The organism is Pseudomonas sp. A25(2017), assembly GCF_002001065.1.
GTDB classification, from domain to species: domain Bacteria; phylum Pseudomonadota; class Gammaproteobacteria; order Pseudomonadales; family Pseudomonadaceae; genus Aquipseudomonas; species Aquipseudomonas kilonensis.
The window spans coordinates 236932-253030 of record NZ_MUOA01000044.1 but is presented as its reverse complement, the minus strand read 5'-3'; the positions used below and the strand labels follow the sequence as shown (position 1 = coordinate 253030).

Annotated in this window: 15 protein-coding genes; 13 read left to right on the top strand and 2 right to left on the bottom strand. The window is 61.5% G+C overall.

Annotated elements, in window-relative coordinates:
• Positions 1-287: 287 nt before the first annotated feature.
• The 9 genes from B0E42_RS06315 to B0E42_RS06275 all read left to right on the top strand — a co-directional run bounded on the left by B0E42_RS06315 (position 288) and on the right by B0E42_RS06275 (position 8028).
• Positions 288-1415, top strand: coding sequence for a branched-chain amino acid ABC transporter substrate-binding protein (locus tag B0E42_RS06315; RefSeq protein WP_014336892.1), 1128 nt, complete (start codon positions 288-290; stop codon positions 1413-1415).
• Positions 1416-1645: 230 nt separating this feature from the next.
• On the top strand, positions 1646-2569 hold the full coding sequence (gene livH / locus B0E42_RS06310) for a high-affinity branched-chain amino acid ABC transporter permease LivH (protein ID WP_014336891.1): 924 nt from the start codon (positions 1646-1648) through the stop codon (positions 2567-2569).
• On the top strand, positions 2566-3834 hold the full coding sequence (locus tag B0E42_RS06305; RefSeq protein WP_018610816.1) for a high-affinity branched-chain amino acid ABC transporter permease LivM: 1269 nt from the start codon (positions 2566-2568) through the stop codon (positions 3832-3834). Before livH ends, B0E42_RS06305 begins: the two co-directional genes overlap by 4 nt.
• Complete coding sequence (livG, locus tag B0E42_RS06300; RefSeq protein WP_014336890.1) at positions 3831-4598, top strand: high-affinity branched-chain amino acid ABC transporter ATP-binding protein LivG; 768 nt, start codon at positions 3831-3833, stop codon at positions 4596-4598. The genes B0E42_RS06305 and livG overlap by 4 nt, the downstream gene beginning before the upstream one ends.
• Positions 4599-5300 (top strand): ABC transporter ATP-binding protein, encoded by a 702-nt coding sequence (locus B0E42_RS06295; RefSeq protein WP_014336889.1) that lies wholly within the window; start codon positions 4599-4601, stop codon positions 5298-5300.
• Between the two features lie 299 nt (positions 5301-5599).
• Entirely contained in the window at positions 5600-5905 is a 306-nt protein-coding gene (locus B0E42_RS06290) for a DUF2282 domain-containing protein (RefSeq protein ID WP_014336888.1), read from the top strand.
• Positions 5906-5930: 25 nt separating this feature from the next.
• Entirely contained in the window at positions 5931-6800 is an 870-nt protein-coding gene (locus B0E42_RS06285) for a DUF692 domain-containing protein (protein WP_053178344.1), read from the top strand.
• Complete coding sequence (locus tag B0E42_RS06280) at positions 6797-7555, top strand: DUF2063 domain-containing protein (RefSeq protein ID WP_077506002.1); 759 nt, start codon at positions 6797-6799, stop codon at positions 7553-7555. Before B0E42_RS06285 ends, B0E42_RS06280 begins: the two co-directional genes overlap by 4 nt.
• A complete protein-coding gene (locus B0E42_RS06275; RefSeq protein WP_077506000.1) occupies positions 7552-8028 on the top strand; it encodes a DoxX family protein in 477 nt (158 codons plus the stop codon). Before B0E42_RS06280 ends, B0E42_RS06275 begins: the two co-directional genes overlap by 4 nt.
• A 137-nt stretch (positions 8029-8165) precedes the next feature.
• Here B0E42_RS06275 and B0E42_RS06270 read toward each other — a convergent pair whose 3' ends face one another.
• Entirely contained in the window at positions 8166-9080 is a 915-nt protein-coding gene (locus B0E42_RS06270) for a LysR family transcriptional regulator (protein WP_018610812.1), read from the bottom strand.
• A 104-nt stretch (positions 9081-9184) separates the two neighbouring features.
• Here B0E42_RS06270 and B0E42_RS06265 point away from each other — a divergent pair, with 104 nt between their 5' ends.
• From B0E42_RS06265 to B0E42_RS06255, 3 genes are all read left to right on the top strand, one after another.
• The gene (locus tag B0E42_RS06265) at positions 9185-9784 is read left to right on the top strand and encodes a short chain dehydrogenase (protein WP_077505998.1); all 600 of its coding nucleotides are present in this window, start codon (positions 9185-9187) and stop codon (positions 9782-9784) included.
• A gap of 190 nt (positions 9785-9974) precedes the next feature.
• A complete protein-coding gene (locus B0E42_RS06260) occupies positions 9975-10649 on the top strand; it encodes a COG3650 family protein (protein ID WP_053178394.1) in 675 nt (224 codons plus the stop codon).
• Between the two features lie 73 nt (positions 10650-10722).
• Positions 10723-12336, top strand: coding sequence for an NAD(P)/FAD-dependent oxidoreductase (locus B0E42_RS06255; RefSeq protein WP_018610809.1), 1614 nt, complete (start codon positions 10723-10725; stop codon positions 12334-12336).
• A gap of 142 nt (positions 12337-12478) precedes the next feature.
• On the opposite strand, the gene B0E42_RS06250 is transcribed toward B0E42_RS06255, so the two are convergent.
• The gene (locus B0E42_RS06250; RefSeq protein ID WP_077505996.1) at positions 12479-13573 is read right to left on the bottom strand and encodes a PLP-dependent cysteine synthase family protein; all 1095 of its coding nucleotides are present in this window, start codon (positions 13571-13573) and stop codon (positions 12479-12481) included.
• Between the two features lie 268 nt (positions 13574-13841).
• Here B0E42_RS06250 and nhaA point away from each other — a divergent pair, with 268 nt between their 5' ends.
• Positions 13842-15029: a Na+/H+ antiporter NhaA gene (nhaA, locus tag B0E42_RS06245; RefSeq protein WP_018610807.1), complete on the top strand. Its 1188-nt coding sequence runs from the start codon at positions 13842-13844 to the stop codon at positions 15027-15029.
• The last annotated feature ends 1070 nt before the right edge of the window (positions 15030-16099 follow it).

Below are 16099 nucleotides of genomic sequence, written 5' to 3'. Positions count from 1 at the left end.
GAAAAACCCGGTAGCAATTGCGGTACCGAATGAAAAGCGCAGGAAAGCCAAGGATTGCCGATATGACCGGACAAAACCCCGCCGCTATTCTGTCTTTTTCTTTCAATTAAGCGACACCCTCAGGTTTTGCCCCCAAGCGCCAGCTTCCCTTGCCAACAATCGGCGCTCTACACTGTACCGGTACAGTTGCCGGGGGCATTTTCCGCGAGGGTATCCAAGATATCTGACCCGGTTCTGCTGCTACGGCGCCAGGACTATAAAAACTACAACAGCATGAGTGGAGCACTATGACTAAGGCTACTAAGCAGATTTCCAAACTGTTTGCCGCTATGGTTCTGGCCGGGGTTGCCAGCCATTCGTTCGCCGCCGACACCATCAAGATCGGCATCGCCGGCCCTAAAACCGGCCCCGTAGCCCAATACGGCGACATGCAGTTCAGCGGCGCGAAAATGGCCATCGAACAGATCAACGCCAAGGGCGGCGTCGACGGCAAGCAACTTGTCGCCGTTGAATACGATGACGCCTGTGATCCAAAACAAGCGGTAGCGGTCGCGAACAAAGTCGTCAACGACGGCATCAAGTTCGTGGTTGGCCACCTGTGCTCCAGCTCCACCCAGCCCGCTTCGGATATCTACGAAGACGAAGGCGTGATCATGATCACCCCGGCCGCTACCAGCCCGGACATCACCGCTCGCGGCTACAAGATGATCTTCCGCACCATCGGCCTGGACAGCGCCCAAGGCCCTGCGGCCGGCAACTACATCGCCGACCACGTCAAGCCGAAAGTCGTTGCGGTCCTGCACGACAAGCAGCAGTACGGTGAAGGCATCGCCAGCGCCGTGAAGAAAACCCTCGAAGGCAAAGGCGTGAAAGTGGCCGTCTTCGAAGGCGTGAACGCCGGCGACAAAGACTTCTCCTCGATGATCGCCAAGCTCAAGCAAGCCAACGTCGACTTCGTCTACTACGGCGGCTACCACCCGGAGCTGGGCCTGATCCTGCGTCAATCCCAGGAAAAAGGCCTGAAGGCCAAGTTCATGGGTCCGGAAGGCGTGGGTAACGACTCCATCTCGCAGATCGCCAAGGAATCTTCCGAAGGCTTGCTGGTAACCCTGCCGAAATCTTTCGACCAGGACCCTGCCAACATCGCCCTGGCTGACGCCTTCAAGGCCAAGAAAGAAGACCCGAGCGGTCCGTTCGTGTTCCCGTCCTACTCCGCAGTGACCGTGATCGCCGACGCTATCAAGGCTGCCAAGAGCGAAGACGCAGGCAAAGTGGCTGAAGCCATCCACGCCGGCACCTTCAAGACCCCAACCGGTGACCTGAGCTTCGACGCGAAGGGCGACCTGAAGGACTTCAAGTTCGTGGTCTACGAGTGGCACTTCGGCAAACCTAAAACCGAAGCTTCGCCTCAGTAAGGCCTGGCCTGACTGACTGCCAATAAAGCCCACGGCGTGCCGTGGGCTTTGTTTTAAATGTATTGGGCCGCGCTGGCGTGATCCGCCAGTCTCCCCACCTGAAAATCTCAAAACCGTCATCAGCGGTTCGCTGGCAAACCTCGTGTTCGAAGTGGATGCAGATCCACGGGACCCGGGCGGGAAAATGACTCCACCAGTGAAATGCGTATCAGGTTTTTAGGAGCGCTGTAATGCCTGACATCTATCACTTCTTCCAGCAGCTGGTTAACGGCCTGACCGTTGGCAGCACGTATGCCCTGATCGCCATCGGCTATACGATGGTTTACGGCATCATTGGAATGATCAACTTCGCCCACGGCGAGGTGTACATGATCGGCTCCTACGTGGCGTTCATCGCCATCGCCGGGCTGGCCATGATGGGACTCGACAGTGTCCCGCTGTTGATGACCGCGGCTTTCATCGCGAGCATCGTCGTCACCAGTTCCTATGGCTACAGCATCGAACGGATCGCCTACCGCCCCCTGCGCGGCAGCAACCGTCTGATCCCGCTGATTTCCGCCATCGGCATGTCGATTTTCCTGCAGAACACGGTACTGCTTTCGCAAGACTCCAAGGACAAATCCATACCCAACCTGATTCCGGGCAACTTTGCCATCGGACCAGGCGGGGCACATGAAGTGCTGATTTCCTACATGCAAATCGTGGTGTTCGTGGTGACCCTGGTCGCCATGCTCGGCCTGACGCTGTTCATCTCCCGTTCCCGCCTGGGCCGCGCCTGCCGCGCCTGTGCCGAGGACATCAAGATGGCCAACCTGCTGGGCATCAACACCAACAACATCATCGCCCTGACCTTCGTCATCGGTGCGGCCCTGGCGGCCATCGCCGCGGTGCTGTTGAGCATGCAATACGGCGTGATCAACCCCAACGCCGGCTTCCTCGTAGGCCTGAAAGCCTTCACCGCCGCGGTACTGGGCGGCATCGGCAGCATTCCCGGCGCGATGCTCGGCGGGCTGGTGCTGGGCGTGGCGGAAGCCTTTGGCGCCGACATCTTCGGCGACCAGTACAAGGACGTCGTGGCATTCGGCTTGTTGGTTCTGGTTCTGTTATTCCGGCCGACCGGCATCCTGGGCCGCCCGGAGGTTGAAAAAGTATGACTAGGCATCTCAAATCGGCGCTCTTCAGCGCCCTGCTGGTCTGGGCCGTGGCCTACCCGGTACTGGGTCTTAAACTGACCATCGTCGGCATCAACCTGGAAGTGCATGGCACCAGCCCGGCCATCCTGGCGAGCATCGCCGTGTGTTCGCTGCTGATGTTCGTGCGCGTACTGTTCAGCACGCAGATCAGCGCCATGTGGAAGTCCTCGCCCGGCCTGCCGGTGATCCCGGCCAAGGCCAGCAACTTCCTGACCCTGCCGTCGACCCAGCGCTGGATCGTGCTAGGCCTGATCGTCGTGGCCCTGGTGTGGCCGTTCTTCGGCTCTCGCGGCGCGGTGGACATCGCCACGCTGATCCTGATCTACGTGATGCTCGGCCTGGGCCTGAACATCGTCGTAGGCCTGGCCGGCCTGCTGGACCTGGGTTACGTCGGCTTCTACGCCGTCGGCGCCTACAGCTATGCGCTGCTGTCCCACTACTTCGGCCTGAGCTTCTGGATCTGCCTGCCGATCGCCGGGATGATGGCCGCCACCTTCGGTTTCCTGCTGGGGTTCCCGGTCCTGCGCTTGCGCGGTGACTACCTGGCCATCGTGACCCTGGGTTTTGGCGAGATCATCCGTCTGTTCCTGCGCAACCTGACCGACATCACCGGTGGCCCGAACGGCATCAGCAACATCGAGAAACCGACGTTCTTCGGCCTGACCTTCGAACGTAAAGCCGCCGAAGGCCTGCAGACCTTCCACGAGTACTTCGGCCTGGAATACAACTCGATCAACAAGGTGATCTTCCTCTACCTGGTTGCGCTGTTGCTGGCCCTGGCCGCGCTGTTCGTCATCAACCGCCTGCTGCGCATGCCGATCGGCCGCGCCTGGGAGGCATTGCGTGAAGACGAAATCGCCTGCCGTGCGCTGGGTCTCAACCCAACCGTGATCAAACTGTCGGCCTTCACCCTCGGCGCTGCGTTCGCCGGTTTTGCCGGTAGCTTCTTCGCCGCCCGCCAGGGCCTGGTGACGCCGGAGTCCTTCACCTTCATCGAGTCGGCGATCATCCTCGCCATCGTGGTGCTGGGCGGAATGGGCTCGCAGCTGGGCGTGATCCTGGCGGCCATCGTGATGATCCTGCTGCCCGAAATGATGCGTGAATTCAGCGAATACCGCATGTTGATGTTCGGCGCCTTGATGGTGCTGATGATGATCTGGCGTCCTCAAGGTCTGCTGCCGATGCAACGCCCCGAACTTAAACTAAGAGCGGAGCTGCGCAAATGAGCCGCGAGATCCTCAAGGTTGAAAATCTAAGCATGCGCTTCGGCGGCTTGCTGGCGGTCAACGGCGTGGCCCTGACCGTGAAAGAAAAACAGGTCGTTGCGCTGATCGGGCCGAACGGCGCGGGCAAGACCACCGTGTTCAACTGCCTGACCGGCTTCTATCAGCCCACCGGCGGCACCATCGTGCTGGACGGCGAGCCGATCCAGGGCCTGCCCGGCCATCAGATCGCTCGCAAGGGTGTGGTGCGCACCTTCCAGAACGTGCGGCTGTTCAAGGACATGACGGCGGTCGAAAACCTGCTGATCGCCCAGCACCGTCACCTGAACACCAACTTCTTTGCCGGCCTGTTCAAGACCCCGGCGTTCCGCAAAAGCGAACGCGAGGCCATGGAGTACGCCGAGTACTGGCTGGAGAAGGTCAACCTCAAGGAGTTCGCCAACCGTACCGCCGGGACCCTGGCCTACGGTCAGCAACGACGCCTGGAAATCGCCCGCTGCATGATGACCCGTCCGCGGATCCTCATGCTCGACGAGCCCGCCGCCGGCCTGAACCCCAAGGAAACCGAAGACCTGAAAGCCCTGATCGGCGTGCTGCGTGAGGAGCACAACGTCACTGTGCTGCTGATCGAGCACGACATGAAGCTGGTCATGAGCATTTCCGACCACATCGTCGTGATCAACCAGGGCACCCCCCTGGCCAACGGCTCGCCAGAGCAGATCCGCGACAATCCTGAAGTGATCAAAGCCTACCTGGGGGAAGCGTAAATGCTGCAATTCGAAAACGTTTCCACCTTCTACGGCAAGATCCAGGCCCTGCACAGCGTCAACGTCGAAGTCCGCCAGGGCGAAATCGTCACGCTGATCGGTGCCAACGGCGCCGGCAAATCCACCCTGCTGATGACGCTCTGCGGTTCGCCCCAGGCCCACAGCGGCAGCATCCGCTACATGGGTGAGGAGTTGGTGGGCCAGGACTCGTCGCACATCATGCGCAAGAGCATCGCGGTGGTGCCGGAAGGCCGTCGGGTATTTGCCCGACTGACCGTAGAAGAAAACCTCGCCATGGGCGGTTTTTTCACCGACAAGGGCGACTTTCAGGAACAAATGGACAAGGTCCTGCACCTTTTCCCACGCCTGAAAGAACGCTTTACCCAGCGCGGCGGCACCATGTCCGGCGGCGAACAGCAAATGCTCGCCATCGGCCGTGCGCTGATGAGCAAGCCCAAGCTGCTGCTGCTCGACGAGCCTTCCCTGGGCCTGGCACCGATCATCATCCAGCAGATCTTCGACATCATCGAACAACTGCGCAAGGACGGCGTGACGGTGTTCCTGGTGGAGCAGAACGCCAACCAGGCGCTGAAAATCGCCGACCGGGCGTACGTGCTGGAGAACGGTCGCGTGGTGATGCAAGGCACCGGTGAAGCCCTGCTGACCGACCCGAAAGTACGCGAGGCGTACCTGGGCGGTTGAGTCTGCAGCAATAAAAAACGGCCTTCGGGCCGTTTTTTTTGCCCAATGTAGGAGCTGTCGAGCAAAGCGAGGCTGCGATCTTGTCCAGGACAATTGAGTCTAAAGCAAAAGATCAAGATCAAAAGATCGCAGGCTTCGCCAGCTCCTACAGGTCTCAGCGCGAGCTTGCTCCCTCGCCACAGGTTCCAGGATCACTAAAAAAATCATGCGCCCGCTGTAACGCTTTCCCATCTCCCCTCTCTAGTTCAGTAGACCGGCGCTAACGCCGGTTCATTTCCCTGAATGACTGGAGAATCATCATGACTGCTTCGACCCGCACCCTGTCCGCCACCGCCCTGATCCTGGCCCTGGGTTCCGCCCTGAGCATGACAGCCGTCTCGACCGTCCACGCAGCCGACGACACCATGGAAAAATGCTTCGGCGTTGCCCTCAAAGGCAAGAACGACTGCGCCGCCGGTGCCGGCACCACCTGCGCCGGTACGGCAAAAATGGACTATCAGGGCAACGCCTGGAAATCGGTACCCAAAGGCACTTGCACCACCATGGAAAGCAAAACCTCCCCGACTGGTTTCGGCCAGCTCGAAGCGTTCAAAGCCAAGTCCTGATCGCATCTGCCTGAGGCCCGCCAGCATGTTGAATCCCCCCTCCCTCGCCACTGATAGCCGGCTGCCGCCAAGGGCAGGGTTGGGGCTCAAGAGCGAGCATTTTCGTGAGGTGCTCCAAACCCGACCGGACCTGGGCTTTTTCGAGGTGCACGCGGAAAACTACATGGTGGCCGGCGGGCCGCTTCATCACTTCCTGGGGCGGATACGCGAACAGTACCCGCTGTCGCTGCACGGCGTCGGCCTGTCGATCGGTGGGGAGGGGCCGCTGGATGTTGCGCATTTACAGCGCCTGGCCGCATTGGTCGAACGCTATCAGCCCCAATCCTTTTCCGAACACCTGGCCTGGTCCAGCCACGGCCCGGTGTTCCTCAATGACCTGCTGCCCCTGGCCTACGACGAAGCGACCCTCGACCGGGTCTGCGAACACGTCGACCAGGTGCAGTCGAGCCTCAAACGTACGCTGTTGCTGGAAAACCCGGCCACCTACCTGGCGTTCGAGGCCTCGACCCTAGACGAGCCACACTTCATCAGCGAAGTGATCCGGCGCACCGGCTGCGGCCTGCTGCTGGATGTGAACAACGTCTACGTTTCGTGCGTCAACCACTGCCGCGATCCATTGGCCTACCTCGACGCCCTGCCCCTGCAAGCGACCGGTGAAATTCACCTGGCCGGCTTTGCCGAGGACACCGACAGCCTCGGCGCACGCCTGCTGATAGACAACCACGGCGCGCCCATCGACAACGAGGTCTGGCAACTGTATCTCCAGGTACTGGAGCGGACCGGGCCGGTAGCCACGCTGATCGAGCGCGACAACCACATCCCTCCCTGGGGGGTACTGCTGGCCGAGGCGCGCCAGGCCGATCAACTTTTAGCCACCGCCGGCGCCCGGCCATGAGCGGCCAGCGCACATTCGCCGCCGCCCTGCTCGACCCGCGCAAGGCTTGTCCCCCCGGCCTGATCAGCGCCAACGGCGCCGACCCGCAGAGCCGCTTCGCGGTATACCGCAACAACGTGCTCGGCTCATTGATCAACGCCTTGGCCGACAATTACCCGGTGGTGGCGCAACTGGTGGGCGAGGAATTTTTCCGAGGCATGGCTGGGGTCTACGTTCAGTCGGCGCCACCGCAAAGCCCGGTGATGAGCGACTACGGGGATGATTTTGCCGGGTTCATCGAACGCTTCGAACCCGCCGCCTGCGTGCCGTACCTGGCGGACGTCGCCCGACTGGAGCGACTGCACGTGAAAGCCTGGCATGCCGCCGACGCCGAGCCCATGGCCGCAGAACAGATCGTCGAGGCGCTGTCGTCCCCCACACAGACAAGGCACCTGAAGGTCGGTCTGCACCCGTCACTACGGCTGCTGCAATCGCCCTTCGCCGTGGTGACGATCTGGGCCGCCCATCAGCACCAGATGCCCGTGCCATTCGAAGCGTTCTCTGCGCAAAACGCCTTGGTGCTGCGCCACGGTCTCGACGTGGAAGTGTTTGCGATCAGTCACGCGGCCTATGGGTTCATCACGGCCCTGCAACAGGGGGTGTCCCTGACCGCGGCCATTGAAGCCTCGATCGACCTCGACCTCGAACACACCCTGGCCGGGCTCATCCGCCACCAGGCCATCACTCACCTCCTGGCTGAAGAGATATCCCCATGAACGCCCTGATTGCCGGTTCCATCCAATGGCTGGAGAAAATCCCCTACAGCCTGATCTCCTTCATCGCGCGCTTCTCGATTGCCGCGGTGTTCTGGAAGTCCGGCCAGACCAAAATCGAAGGCCTGGCCATCGACTTGTTCGACGGCACTTTCCAGATCGGCCTGCCGCGGCTGGCGGACTCGACCATTCCCCTGTTCAAAAGCGAATACGCCCTGCCGCTGCTGTCGCCGGAACTGGCCGCGTACCTGGCGGCCTCTGCCGAGCATGTGTTCCCGGTCCTGATCCTGTTTGGCCTGGCTACCCGCTTTTCAGCGCTGGCCTTGCTGGGCATGACCGTGACCATCCAGCTGTTCGTCTACCCGGACGCCTACCCGACCCATGGCACCTGGGCGGCGGTATTGCTCTACCTGATGGCCCGTGGGCCGGGGGTACTGTCCATCGACCACCTGATTGCCAAGCGTTACACCCGCTGACTGACCCTGGGACACCTGTGGGAGCGGGCTTGCTCGCGAAGGCGGCGGCAAATCCAGCATTTATGCAAGCTGACCCACCGCCTTCGCGAGCAAGCCCGCTCCCACAAGGGGGTGTCCAATGGTGTCAAATGGCTGGGCTATCGCTGCAGCCGATCCAACGCCTCGCCGCTGCGCTTGAACCAGTCGATCAAGTAGTCGGCGAGCACCTGAGTGCGCTTGGGTAGGCCGCCCTGGTACGGGTGCACCAGGTACATCGGCATGCGCCGGGTCTGGTAGTCGCGCAGCAGCCAGTGCAGGCGTCCATCGGCCAACTCTTCATGCAGCAAATACGACGGCAGCCGGGCGATTCCGGCGCCGGCCAGGGCGGCTTTTTTCAGCAGGCTGTAGTGATTGCTGGCGAACGGTCCCGACACCCGGACCCGCAGCAGCTCGTGTTGCTGGTGGTAAAGCCATTCTTCCCGACCGCTGTAGTGGCTGTTCAGCAAGCAGCGATGTTCGGCCAGGGCCTGGGGCGTCTCGGGTTCGCCATAGTGTTCGAGGTAGGCCGGACTGGCGCAGGTCATTTCGTGCCACGCCAGCAATGGCCGGGCCACCAGCCGCTCATCGATAGCGGCGTCGGAGCGGATCGCCAGGTCGAAACCATCGCGGGTCAGGTCACGGTAACCGTTGTTGAGCTCCAGTTCGATCTGTACGTGGGGATACGTACGAGCGAACTCCATCAGCAAGCCCTCGAAGAACGTTTCACCCAACGAAACCGGAACCGTCATACGCACCGGCCCAGAAATATCGTCCTTCAAACGCGCCAATGCCTGACGTGCCCGTTCCACCTGCACCAACAGCGCCTGGGCCTGGGGCAACAACGCCGCCCCTGCCGCCGTAAGGCTCAAGCGCCGCGTGGTGCGTTGCAGCAACAGCACCGAAAACCGGCTCTCCAACAGGCTGATGCGCTTGGACAACTGGCCCTTGCTGCACCCTAACTGCTGGGCCGCCTGGGTGAAGCTGCCGGCCTCCATCAACACGGCAAACGCCGCCAGGTCATCCATTTCGCTCATTGGATTGTTTCCAAATGAAAACCAAAGGTTTCCTATTAGCATGATTATCAATGGAAAGAACCTCTCTAGACTGAAAACTCATTCAACCCATTGAGGAACAGCTCATGAAAATCCTGTTGATCGGCGCCAACGGCACTATCGGTTCGGCCATTGATAACGAACTGTCGCCGCGCCACGAGATCATTCGGATCGGCCGCCACAGCGGTGACCTGCAGGTGGATATCAGCGACAGCGCCTCGATTCGCGCCCTGTTCGCAAAGACCGGTCGTTTTGATGCCCTGGTCTGCGCCGCCGGCAATGTCACCTTTGCGCCCCTGGCCGACATGAGCGAAGACAGCTTTGCCCTGGGTTTGAAAGACAAGCTGATGGGCCAGGTCAACCTGCTGCTGATCGGTCGCGAATTCGCCAACGACGGTGCATCCTTCACCTTCACCACTGGCGTGCTCAGCCACGATCCGATCAAGAGTGGTGCGTCGGCGGCCCTGGTCAATGGCGCCCTGGACAGTTTCGTGCGCGCCGCGGCAATCGAGTTGCCACGGGGCTTGCGGGTCAACTCGGTGAGCCCGAACGTATTGCTGGAAGCCATGGACAAGTACGCCCCGTACTTTCGCGGCTACAAACCGGTCCCGGCCATCGATGTTGCATTGGCCTACGCCAAGAGTGTCGAAGGCCTGCAAACCGGTCAGACCTTTCACGTGGGCTAGCCGACGCTCTACCCGTAGGAGCTGCCGCAGGCTGCGATCTTTTGATCTTTCGCTTGCGGTGCAAGTGTCTGGGAAAAGATCGCAGCCTCGTTGCACTCGACAGCTCCTACACAGCTCCTACACGGCTCCTACGGGTTGTGATGTGGGATCAGTCTGAGTAACGTGGCGGCACTTGTCTGGAGACCCAATGATGCGTGCCGCCCGCTCCCTGCTGTTTGTCGCCCTCCTGCCGCTCTTCAGCGGCTGCCAATTGCTCGACGCCCCTCGTCAGAGTGCCTCCCACGCCGGCCAGACGCGCATGCAGGGCGAGCTCACGGCGGCCGATGGCAAGCTGGTGTTCCAGCCGTGCCAGGAACAGCGCCGCTACATCGTCAACGACAGCGGTGGCACCAGCGTGCTGCAACAGGCCGCCAGCCTGGCCGATGACCAAGGCAAGCTATTTGCCGATGTGCGCGGTCGTATCGTCTCCAGCGCAGCAGCCGGCACCGACAGCCAGTTGGACCTGGAGCAGTTGTACCGCCTGGAACGCTCGGGCAGCGCTTGCGATGACGGCAATTTCAAACTGCTGGTCTTGCGTGCCGCCGGTCATGGTCCGGAGTGGAACCTCAAGGCCAGCGGCAAGGGCATGGTGCTTGAGCGTGAAGGCCAACCGACGCTGGCGGTGCCCTACCTTGAAGAACAACTGGGCGACGGCCGCTTCAACCTCAGCACCGAAGCCAACGGCCAGAAGGTCGAGCTCTGGCTGGCCGCCCAGCGCTGCGTCGACAGCACCACCGGCAGCGTGCAACACATGAGCGCCGAATTGCGGGTCAACGGTCAGGTCCAGCGTGGCTGCGCCTACTTTGGTGGTGCGCGCAACGACTGATTCACAGCTTTTGGCTTATAATCGCCGGTTCACGCCCTGGTGCAGTTGTGCATCCCGCGAACCGGATCCCACCATGTTACGAATCACCGAACTCAAGCTGCCGATCGACCACCCCGAAGAAGACCTGCGCCCTGCCATCCTGCAGCGCCTGGGCATCGCCAGCGATGACCTGCTCGACTTCACCTTGTTCAAGCGCAGCTACGACGCGCGCAAGAAATCCTCCGAACTGTGCTTCATCTACACCATCGACCTGACGGTGCGCGACGAAGCCAGCCTGCTGCGCAAGTTCGCCGATGACCGTAACGTCAACGAGGCGCCGGATGTCGGCTACAAAGTGGTGGGCCAGGCACCGGCTGACCTGAGCGAGCGGCCGATCGTGGTCGGCTTCGGCCCGTGCGGGATCTTCGCCGCCCTGCTGCTGGCACAGATGGGCTTCAAGCCAATCATCCTCGAGCGTGGCCCGGAAGTGCGCCAGCGCACCAAGGACACCTGGGGCCTGTGGCGCAAAAGCGTGCTCAACCCCGAATCCAACGTGCAGTTCGGTGAAGGCGGCGCAGGGACGTTTTCCGACGGCAAGCTCTATAGCCAGATCAAGGATCCGAAATTCCTTGGCCGCAAGGTTTTGCACGAATTCGTCAAGGCCGGGGCGCCGGAAGAAATCCTCTACGTCAGCAAGCCGCACATCGGCACGTTCCGTCTGACCGGCGTGGTGGAAACCATGCGTGAGCAGATTCGCGCCCTGGGTGGCGAAGTGCGCTTCCAGCAGCGGGTTACCGATGTGCTGATCGAGGACGGCCAACTGGTCGGCGTCGAACTGGCCAGCGGCGAACAGATTCATTCGAAACATGTGATCCTGGCCCTGGGCCACAGCGCCCGGGACACCTTCCGCATGCTCCACAGCCGCGGCGTGTACATGGAAGCCAAGCCGTTCTCGGTGGGTTTCCGTATCGAACACCCGCAATCGCTGATCGACAGCGCACGCCTGGGCAAGTACGCCGGCCATCCGAAACTCGGCGCCGCCGATTACAAACTGGTGCACCACGCCAAGAATGGCCGGTCGGTGTACAGCTTCTGCATGTGCCCGGGCGGCACCGTGGTGGCGGCGACGTCCGAGCCGAACCGCGTCGTGACCAACGGCATGAGCCAGTATTCGCGCAATGAGCGCAACGCCAACTCCGGCATTGTCGTCGGCATTACGCCGGAAGTGGATTATCCGGGTGGCCCGCTGGCCGGGATCGAGCTGCAAGAACGCCTGGAGTCCCACGCCTTCGTGCTCGGCGGCAGCAACTACGAAGCCCCGGCGCAACTGGTGGGTGATTTCATCGCCGGCAAGCCGTCTACGGCACTGGGCAGCGTCGAACCTTCCTACAAGCCAGGGGTGTCCCTGGGCGACTTGGCCCTGGCCCTGCCGGACTTCGCCATCGAAGCGATCCGCGAAGCCCTGCCGGCGTTCGAGAAACAGATTCGCGGTTACTCGCTGCACGACGCCGTGCTGACCGGCATCGAAACCCGCACCTCATCGCCCCTGCGCATTACCCGCAACGAATCGCTGCAGAGCCTGAACGTCAAGGGCCTTTTCCCGGCCGGTGAAGGCGCCGGTTACGCGGGCGGGATCCTGTCGGCGGGCGTGGACGGAATCCGGATTGCCGAGGCGGTGGCGCGGGATATCCTCGGCCTCGAGGCCTGAAGGGCCAATGACTCAGCCTAAGTAGACAGCATGACCCTGTGGGAGCGAGCTTGCTCGCGATGGCGGCCTGGCATTCAACACAGATGTTGACTGATCCACCGCTATCGCGAGCAAGCTCGCTCCCACAAGGGACCTCAGTGATTCAGATATTGGCCCGCAACACACTCTCAGGCAGCACCTCGCCCCGCTCCACACTGGCCGCCACGATGTCCATCAGCTCACTCAACTCATACCCCTGGGCCTTGAGCCACGCCGGGTCGTAATAGGTCGTGGCGTAGCGCTCGCCACCGTCGCACAAAATCGCCACGATCGACCCCGACTCACCCGCATCCACCATCTGCCGGGCCGCCATGAGGGCGCCGATCAGATTGGTGCCGCTGGACCCGCCGACCCGTCGTCCCAAGCGCTGGGCCAGGTAATGCATGGCCGCCAATGACAAGGCGTCCGGGACCTTGACCATCGCATCGATGACTTTCGGCAAGAACGACGCCTCGACCCGTGGCCGGCCGATACCCTCGATGCGTGAACCGCAATCCAGGCGCAGGCTGGCATCGCCGCTGCGGTAATAGTCGAAGAACACTGAACGCTCGGCGTCGGCACACAGCACGCGGGTGCCGTGCTGGCGGTAACGGACGTAGCGCCCCAGGGTGGCGGTGGTGCCGCCGGTGCCGGGGCTTGAAATCAACCAGCTCGGCTCCGGGTGCCGCTCGAAGCGCATCTGCTGGAAGATCGATTCGGCAATGTTGTTATTGGCCCGCCAGTCCGTGGCGCGCTCGGCATAGGTGAATTGGTCGATGAAGTGCCCATCATGCTCGTGGGCCAGGCGCTCGGATTCGGCGTAGATCTGCGTAGGATCGTCCACCAGGTGGCTCTGGCCGCCATAGAAAGCGATCTGTGCGATTTTTTCCCGGGAGGTGGTCGCCGGCATCACCGCAATGAACGGCAGGCCCAGCAACCTGGCGAAATAGGCCTCGGAAATCGCTGTCGAGCCGCTGGAGGCCTCGATCACCGGCGCACCGGGCTTGAGCCAGCCATTACACAACGCATAGAGAAACAGCGAACGCGCCAGCCGATGCTTGAGGCTGCCGGTGGGATGGCTGGATTCATCCTTGAAATACAGTTCGATGCCCGGCAGGCCAGGCAGCGGCAGCGGAATCAGGTGGGTATCGGCGCTGCGCTGGAAGTCAGCCTCGATGATGCGAATCGCTTCGCGCGCCCACTGGCGGTGGTCGTTCATGGTGTTTTCTCACTGGCTCGGTTCGACGCAGGGAAACCTGGTGGTCATGCAGGCGCAACGTGGTCTCGGAAAAACCAGTCGCAAGCTTAGGAAAAAACCTACATCGCGCACAGGTACAGCTAAGGTCCAATATGGCCCATAACTGCCCGACTGCGTGGCGCTGGCGTTGTAACGACATATAACAAAAAAGAATATAACTTTTGTTTTAACAACTAACAGTACGGGTTAGGGTGTGCCATCTTTTTGATTCAATGAATGGAGAGCGATCGTGGCTCTACGCAATTCTCTGACACGTTTTTTCCAACTGGAGGCTGCCAGCGGCCTGCTGCTGATCGCCGCCGCCGTGTTGGCCCTGGCCATCAATAACTCGCCCCTTTCCTGGCTGTACAACGGCCTGCTGGACACGCCGGTGGTCGCCCAGGTCGGCGCATTGAAGATCGCCAAACCCTTGCTGCTGTGGATCAACGACGGCCTGATGGCGATGTTCTTCCTGCTCATCGGCCTCGAGGTCAAGCGTGAGGTCCTCGATGGGCAACTGTCGAAACCTTCGCAAATCGTCCTGCCGGGCGCAGCAGCGATCGGCGGCATGGTGGTACCGGCCCTGATCTACTGGTTCCTCAACCGCGACAATCCGGCCGCCCTCGCTGGCTGGGCGATTCCGACGGCCACCGACATCGCATTCGCCCTCGGCGTGCTGGCCTTGCTCGGCAAACGGGTGCCGGTGTCGCTCAAGCTGTTCCTGATGACCCTGGCGATCATCGACGACCTGGGCGCCATTATCATCATCGCGATTTTTTACTCCGGCGCCCTGTCGACCTTGTCGCTCATGCTGGCAGCCGCCTGCATCACTGCGCTGGTGGCGATGAACCGGATGGGTGTGGTCAAGCTCGGGCCCTATATGGTCATTGGCCTGATCCTCTGGGTCTGCGTACTCAAGAGCGGTGTCCATGCCACGCTGGCCGGGGTGACTCTGGCGTTCTGCATCCCGCTGCGCACGAAAAACGCCGAGACTTCGCCACTGCTAACCCTGGAGCATGCCCTGCATCCCTGGGTGGCCTACGGCATTCTGCCGCTGTTCGCCTTCGCCAATGCCGGCCTGTCCCTGAGTGGCATCACTGTCGAGAGTTTCACCCATGACGTGCCGATGGGCATCGCCATTGGCCTGCTGCTGGGCAAGACCATCGGCGTCTTCGGCCTGACCTGGCTGGCCGTGAAGATCGGCATCGCCAGCCTGCCCGCTGGCGCCAATTGGGGCCAGGTATTGGGTGTGGCGATTCTGTGCGGTATCGGGTTCACCATGAGCCTGTTCGTTGGGTCCCTCGCGTTCGAGCCGGGTGTGAGTGATTACGCCGGCATGGACCGGATGGGGATTCTCACGGGTTCGATCCTGGCGGCGTTGCTCGGTTATGCGGTGACGGCGGCGGCCAGTCGCAAGCAGCCTGCATTGCCAAGCTGATTCCTGGCTGCCAGGAGGGGTGTGCATATCCGTTGCTGCGGTAACGGCTGCTTAAGGTTCCGCCCTTACGGCGGCTCACTTTTGAAAAGCGCAAAAGTAAGCAAAACGCTTCTGCCCCACCACTCGGTGCCTCGCTTAGGCTCGGCATGCCCTCACTCCTGCATTGCTCCGTGGGCCGCCGCGAAGGGCCATCCATGGCCCAGCGCGGCTATCCCGGCATCCATGCCGGGATACCCACTCCACAATGCCTGCGTTCGGCCATCGTGGTTAACGGGGCGCCGAGATCAACGTCCACCACGAGGCGGCCTAGTAGCCGACCTGGTTTTGGGTGAACGTGTTTCTCCTGTGGGAGCGAGCTTGCTCGCGATGATGCCAGCAAGCCCAGCATCCATGTGACTGAACCACCGCCATCGCGAGCAAGCTCGCTCCCACATTCAATCTTCAGCGGACACAAAATTCATATCCAACACAGCCCCCCTGTGGGAGCGGGCTTGCTCGCGATGAGGCCAGCAAATCCAACATCCATGTGACTGAACCACCGCCATCGCGAGCAAGCTCGCTCCCACATTCAATCTTCAGCGGACACAAAATTCATATCCAACACAGACCTCCTGTGGGAGCGAGCTTGCTCGCGATGAGGTCAGCAAGCCCAGCATCCATGTGACTGAACCACCGCCATCGCGAGCGAGCTCGCTCCCACATTGGATCTTCAGCAGGCGCCCTATTCGTGTGCACCCGGAGCCCGCTCCCACAGGAGAAACGCGGTCCCACCCAGAACCAGGTCGGCTATTAGGCCGCCTCGGTTCTGTTTTTGATCTGGGGCGCCCCGTTAACCACGATGGCTGAACGAAGGCCTTGCGCAGTGGGCACCTCGGCATGGATGCCGAGGTAGCCGCGCTGGGCCATGGATGGCCCTTCGCGGCGGGCCCACGGAGCAAGGCCTTCGTTCAGGCATGCCGAGCCTAGGCGAGGCACCGAGTGGTGGGGCAAGAGCGTTTTGCTTACTTTTGCGCTTTTCAAAAGTGAGCCGCCGTCAGGGCGGAACCCTAAGTGGCCGTTACCGCAGCAAC

What these genes read in the sequence shown, in the direction of transcription:
- B0E42_RS06260 (WP_053178394.1), top strand. Translation starts at nt 9,975, where the DNA reads ATGCGTGCCGCCCGCTCCCTGCTGTTTGTCGCCCTCCTGCCGCTCTTC.
- B0E42_RS06295 (WP_014336889.1), top strand. Translation starts at nt 4,599, where the DNA reads ATGCTGCAATTCGAAAACGTTTCCACCTTCTACGGCAAGATCCAGGCC.
- B0E42_RS06290 (WP_014336888.1), top strand. Translation starts at nt 5,600, where the DNA reads ATGACTGCTTCGACCCGCACCCTGTCCGCCACCGCCCTGATCCTGGCC.
- livG (WP_014336890.1), top strand. Translation starts at nt 3,831, where the DNA reads ATGAGCCGCGAGATCCTCAAGGTTGAAAATCTAAGCATGCGCTTCGGC.
- B0E42_RS06270 (WP_018610812.1), bottom strand. Translation starts at nt 9,080, where the DNA reads ATGAGCGAAATGGATGACCTGGCGGCGTTTGCCGTGTTGATGGAGGCC.
- B0E42_RS06280 (WP_077506002.1), top strand. Translation starts at nt 6,797, where the DNA reads ATGAGCGGCCAGCGCACATTCGCCGCCGCCCTGCTCGACCCGCGCAAG.
- B0E42_RS06255 (WP_018610809.1), top strand. Translation starts at nt 10,723, where the DNA reads ATGTTACGAATCACCGAACTCAAGCTGCCGATCGACCACCCCGAAGAA.
- B0E42_RS06305 (WP_018610816.1), top strand. Translation starts at nt 2,566, where the DNA reads ATGACTAGGCATCTCAAATCGGCGCTCTTCAGCGCCCTGCTGGTCTGG.
- livH (WP_014336891.1), top strand. Translation starts at nt 1,646, where the DNA reads ATGCCTGACATCTATCACTTCTTCCAGCAGCTGGTTAACGGCCTGACC.
- B0E42_RS06285 (WP_053178344.1), top strand. Translation starts at nt 5,931, where the DNA reads ATGTTGAATCCCCCCTCCCTCGCCACTGATAGCCGGCTGCCGCCAAGG.
- B0E42_RS06265 (WP_077505998.1), top strand. Translation starts at nt 9,185, where the DNA reads ATGAAAATCCTGTTGATCGGCGCCAACGGCACTATCGGTTCGGCCATT.
- B0E42_RS06250 (WP_077505996.1), bottom strand. Translation starts at nt 13,573, where the DNA reads ATGAACGACCACCGCCAGTGGGCGCGCGAAGCGATTCGCATCATCGAG.
- B0E42_RS06315 (WP_014336892.1), top strand. Translation starts at nt 288, where the DNA reads ATGACTAAGGCTACTAAGCAGATTTCCAAACTGTTTGCCGCTATGGTT.
- B0E42_RS06275 (WP_077506000.1), top strand. Translation starts at nt 7,552, where the DNA reads ATGAACGCCCTGATTGCCGGTTCCATCCAATGGCTGGAGAAAATCCCC.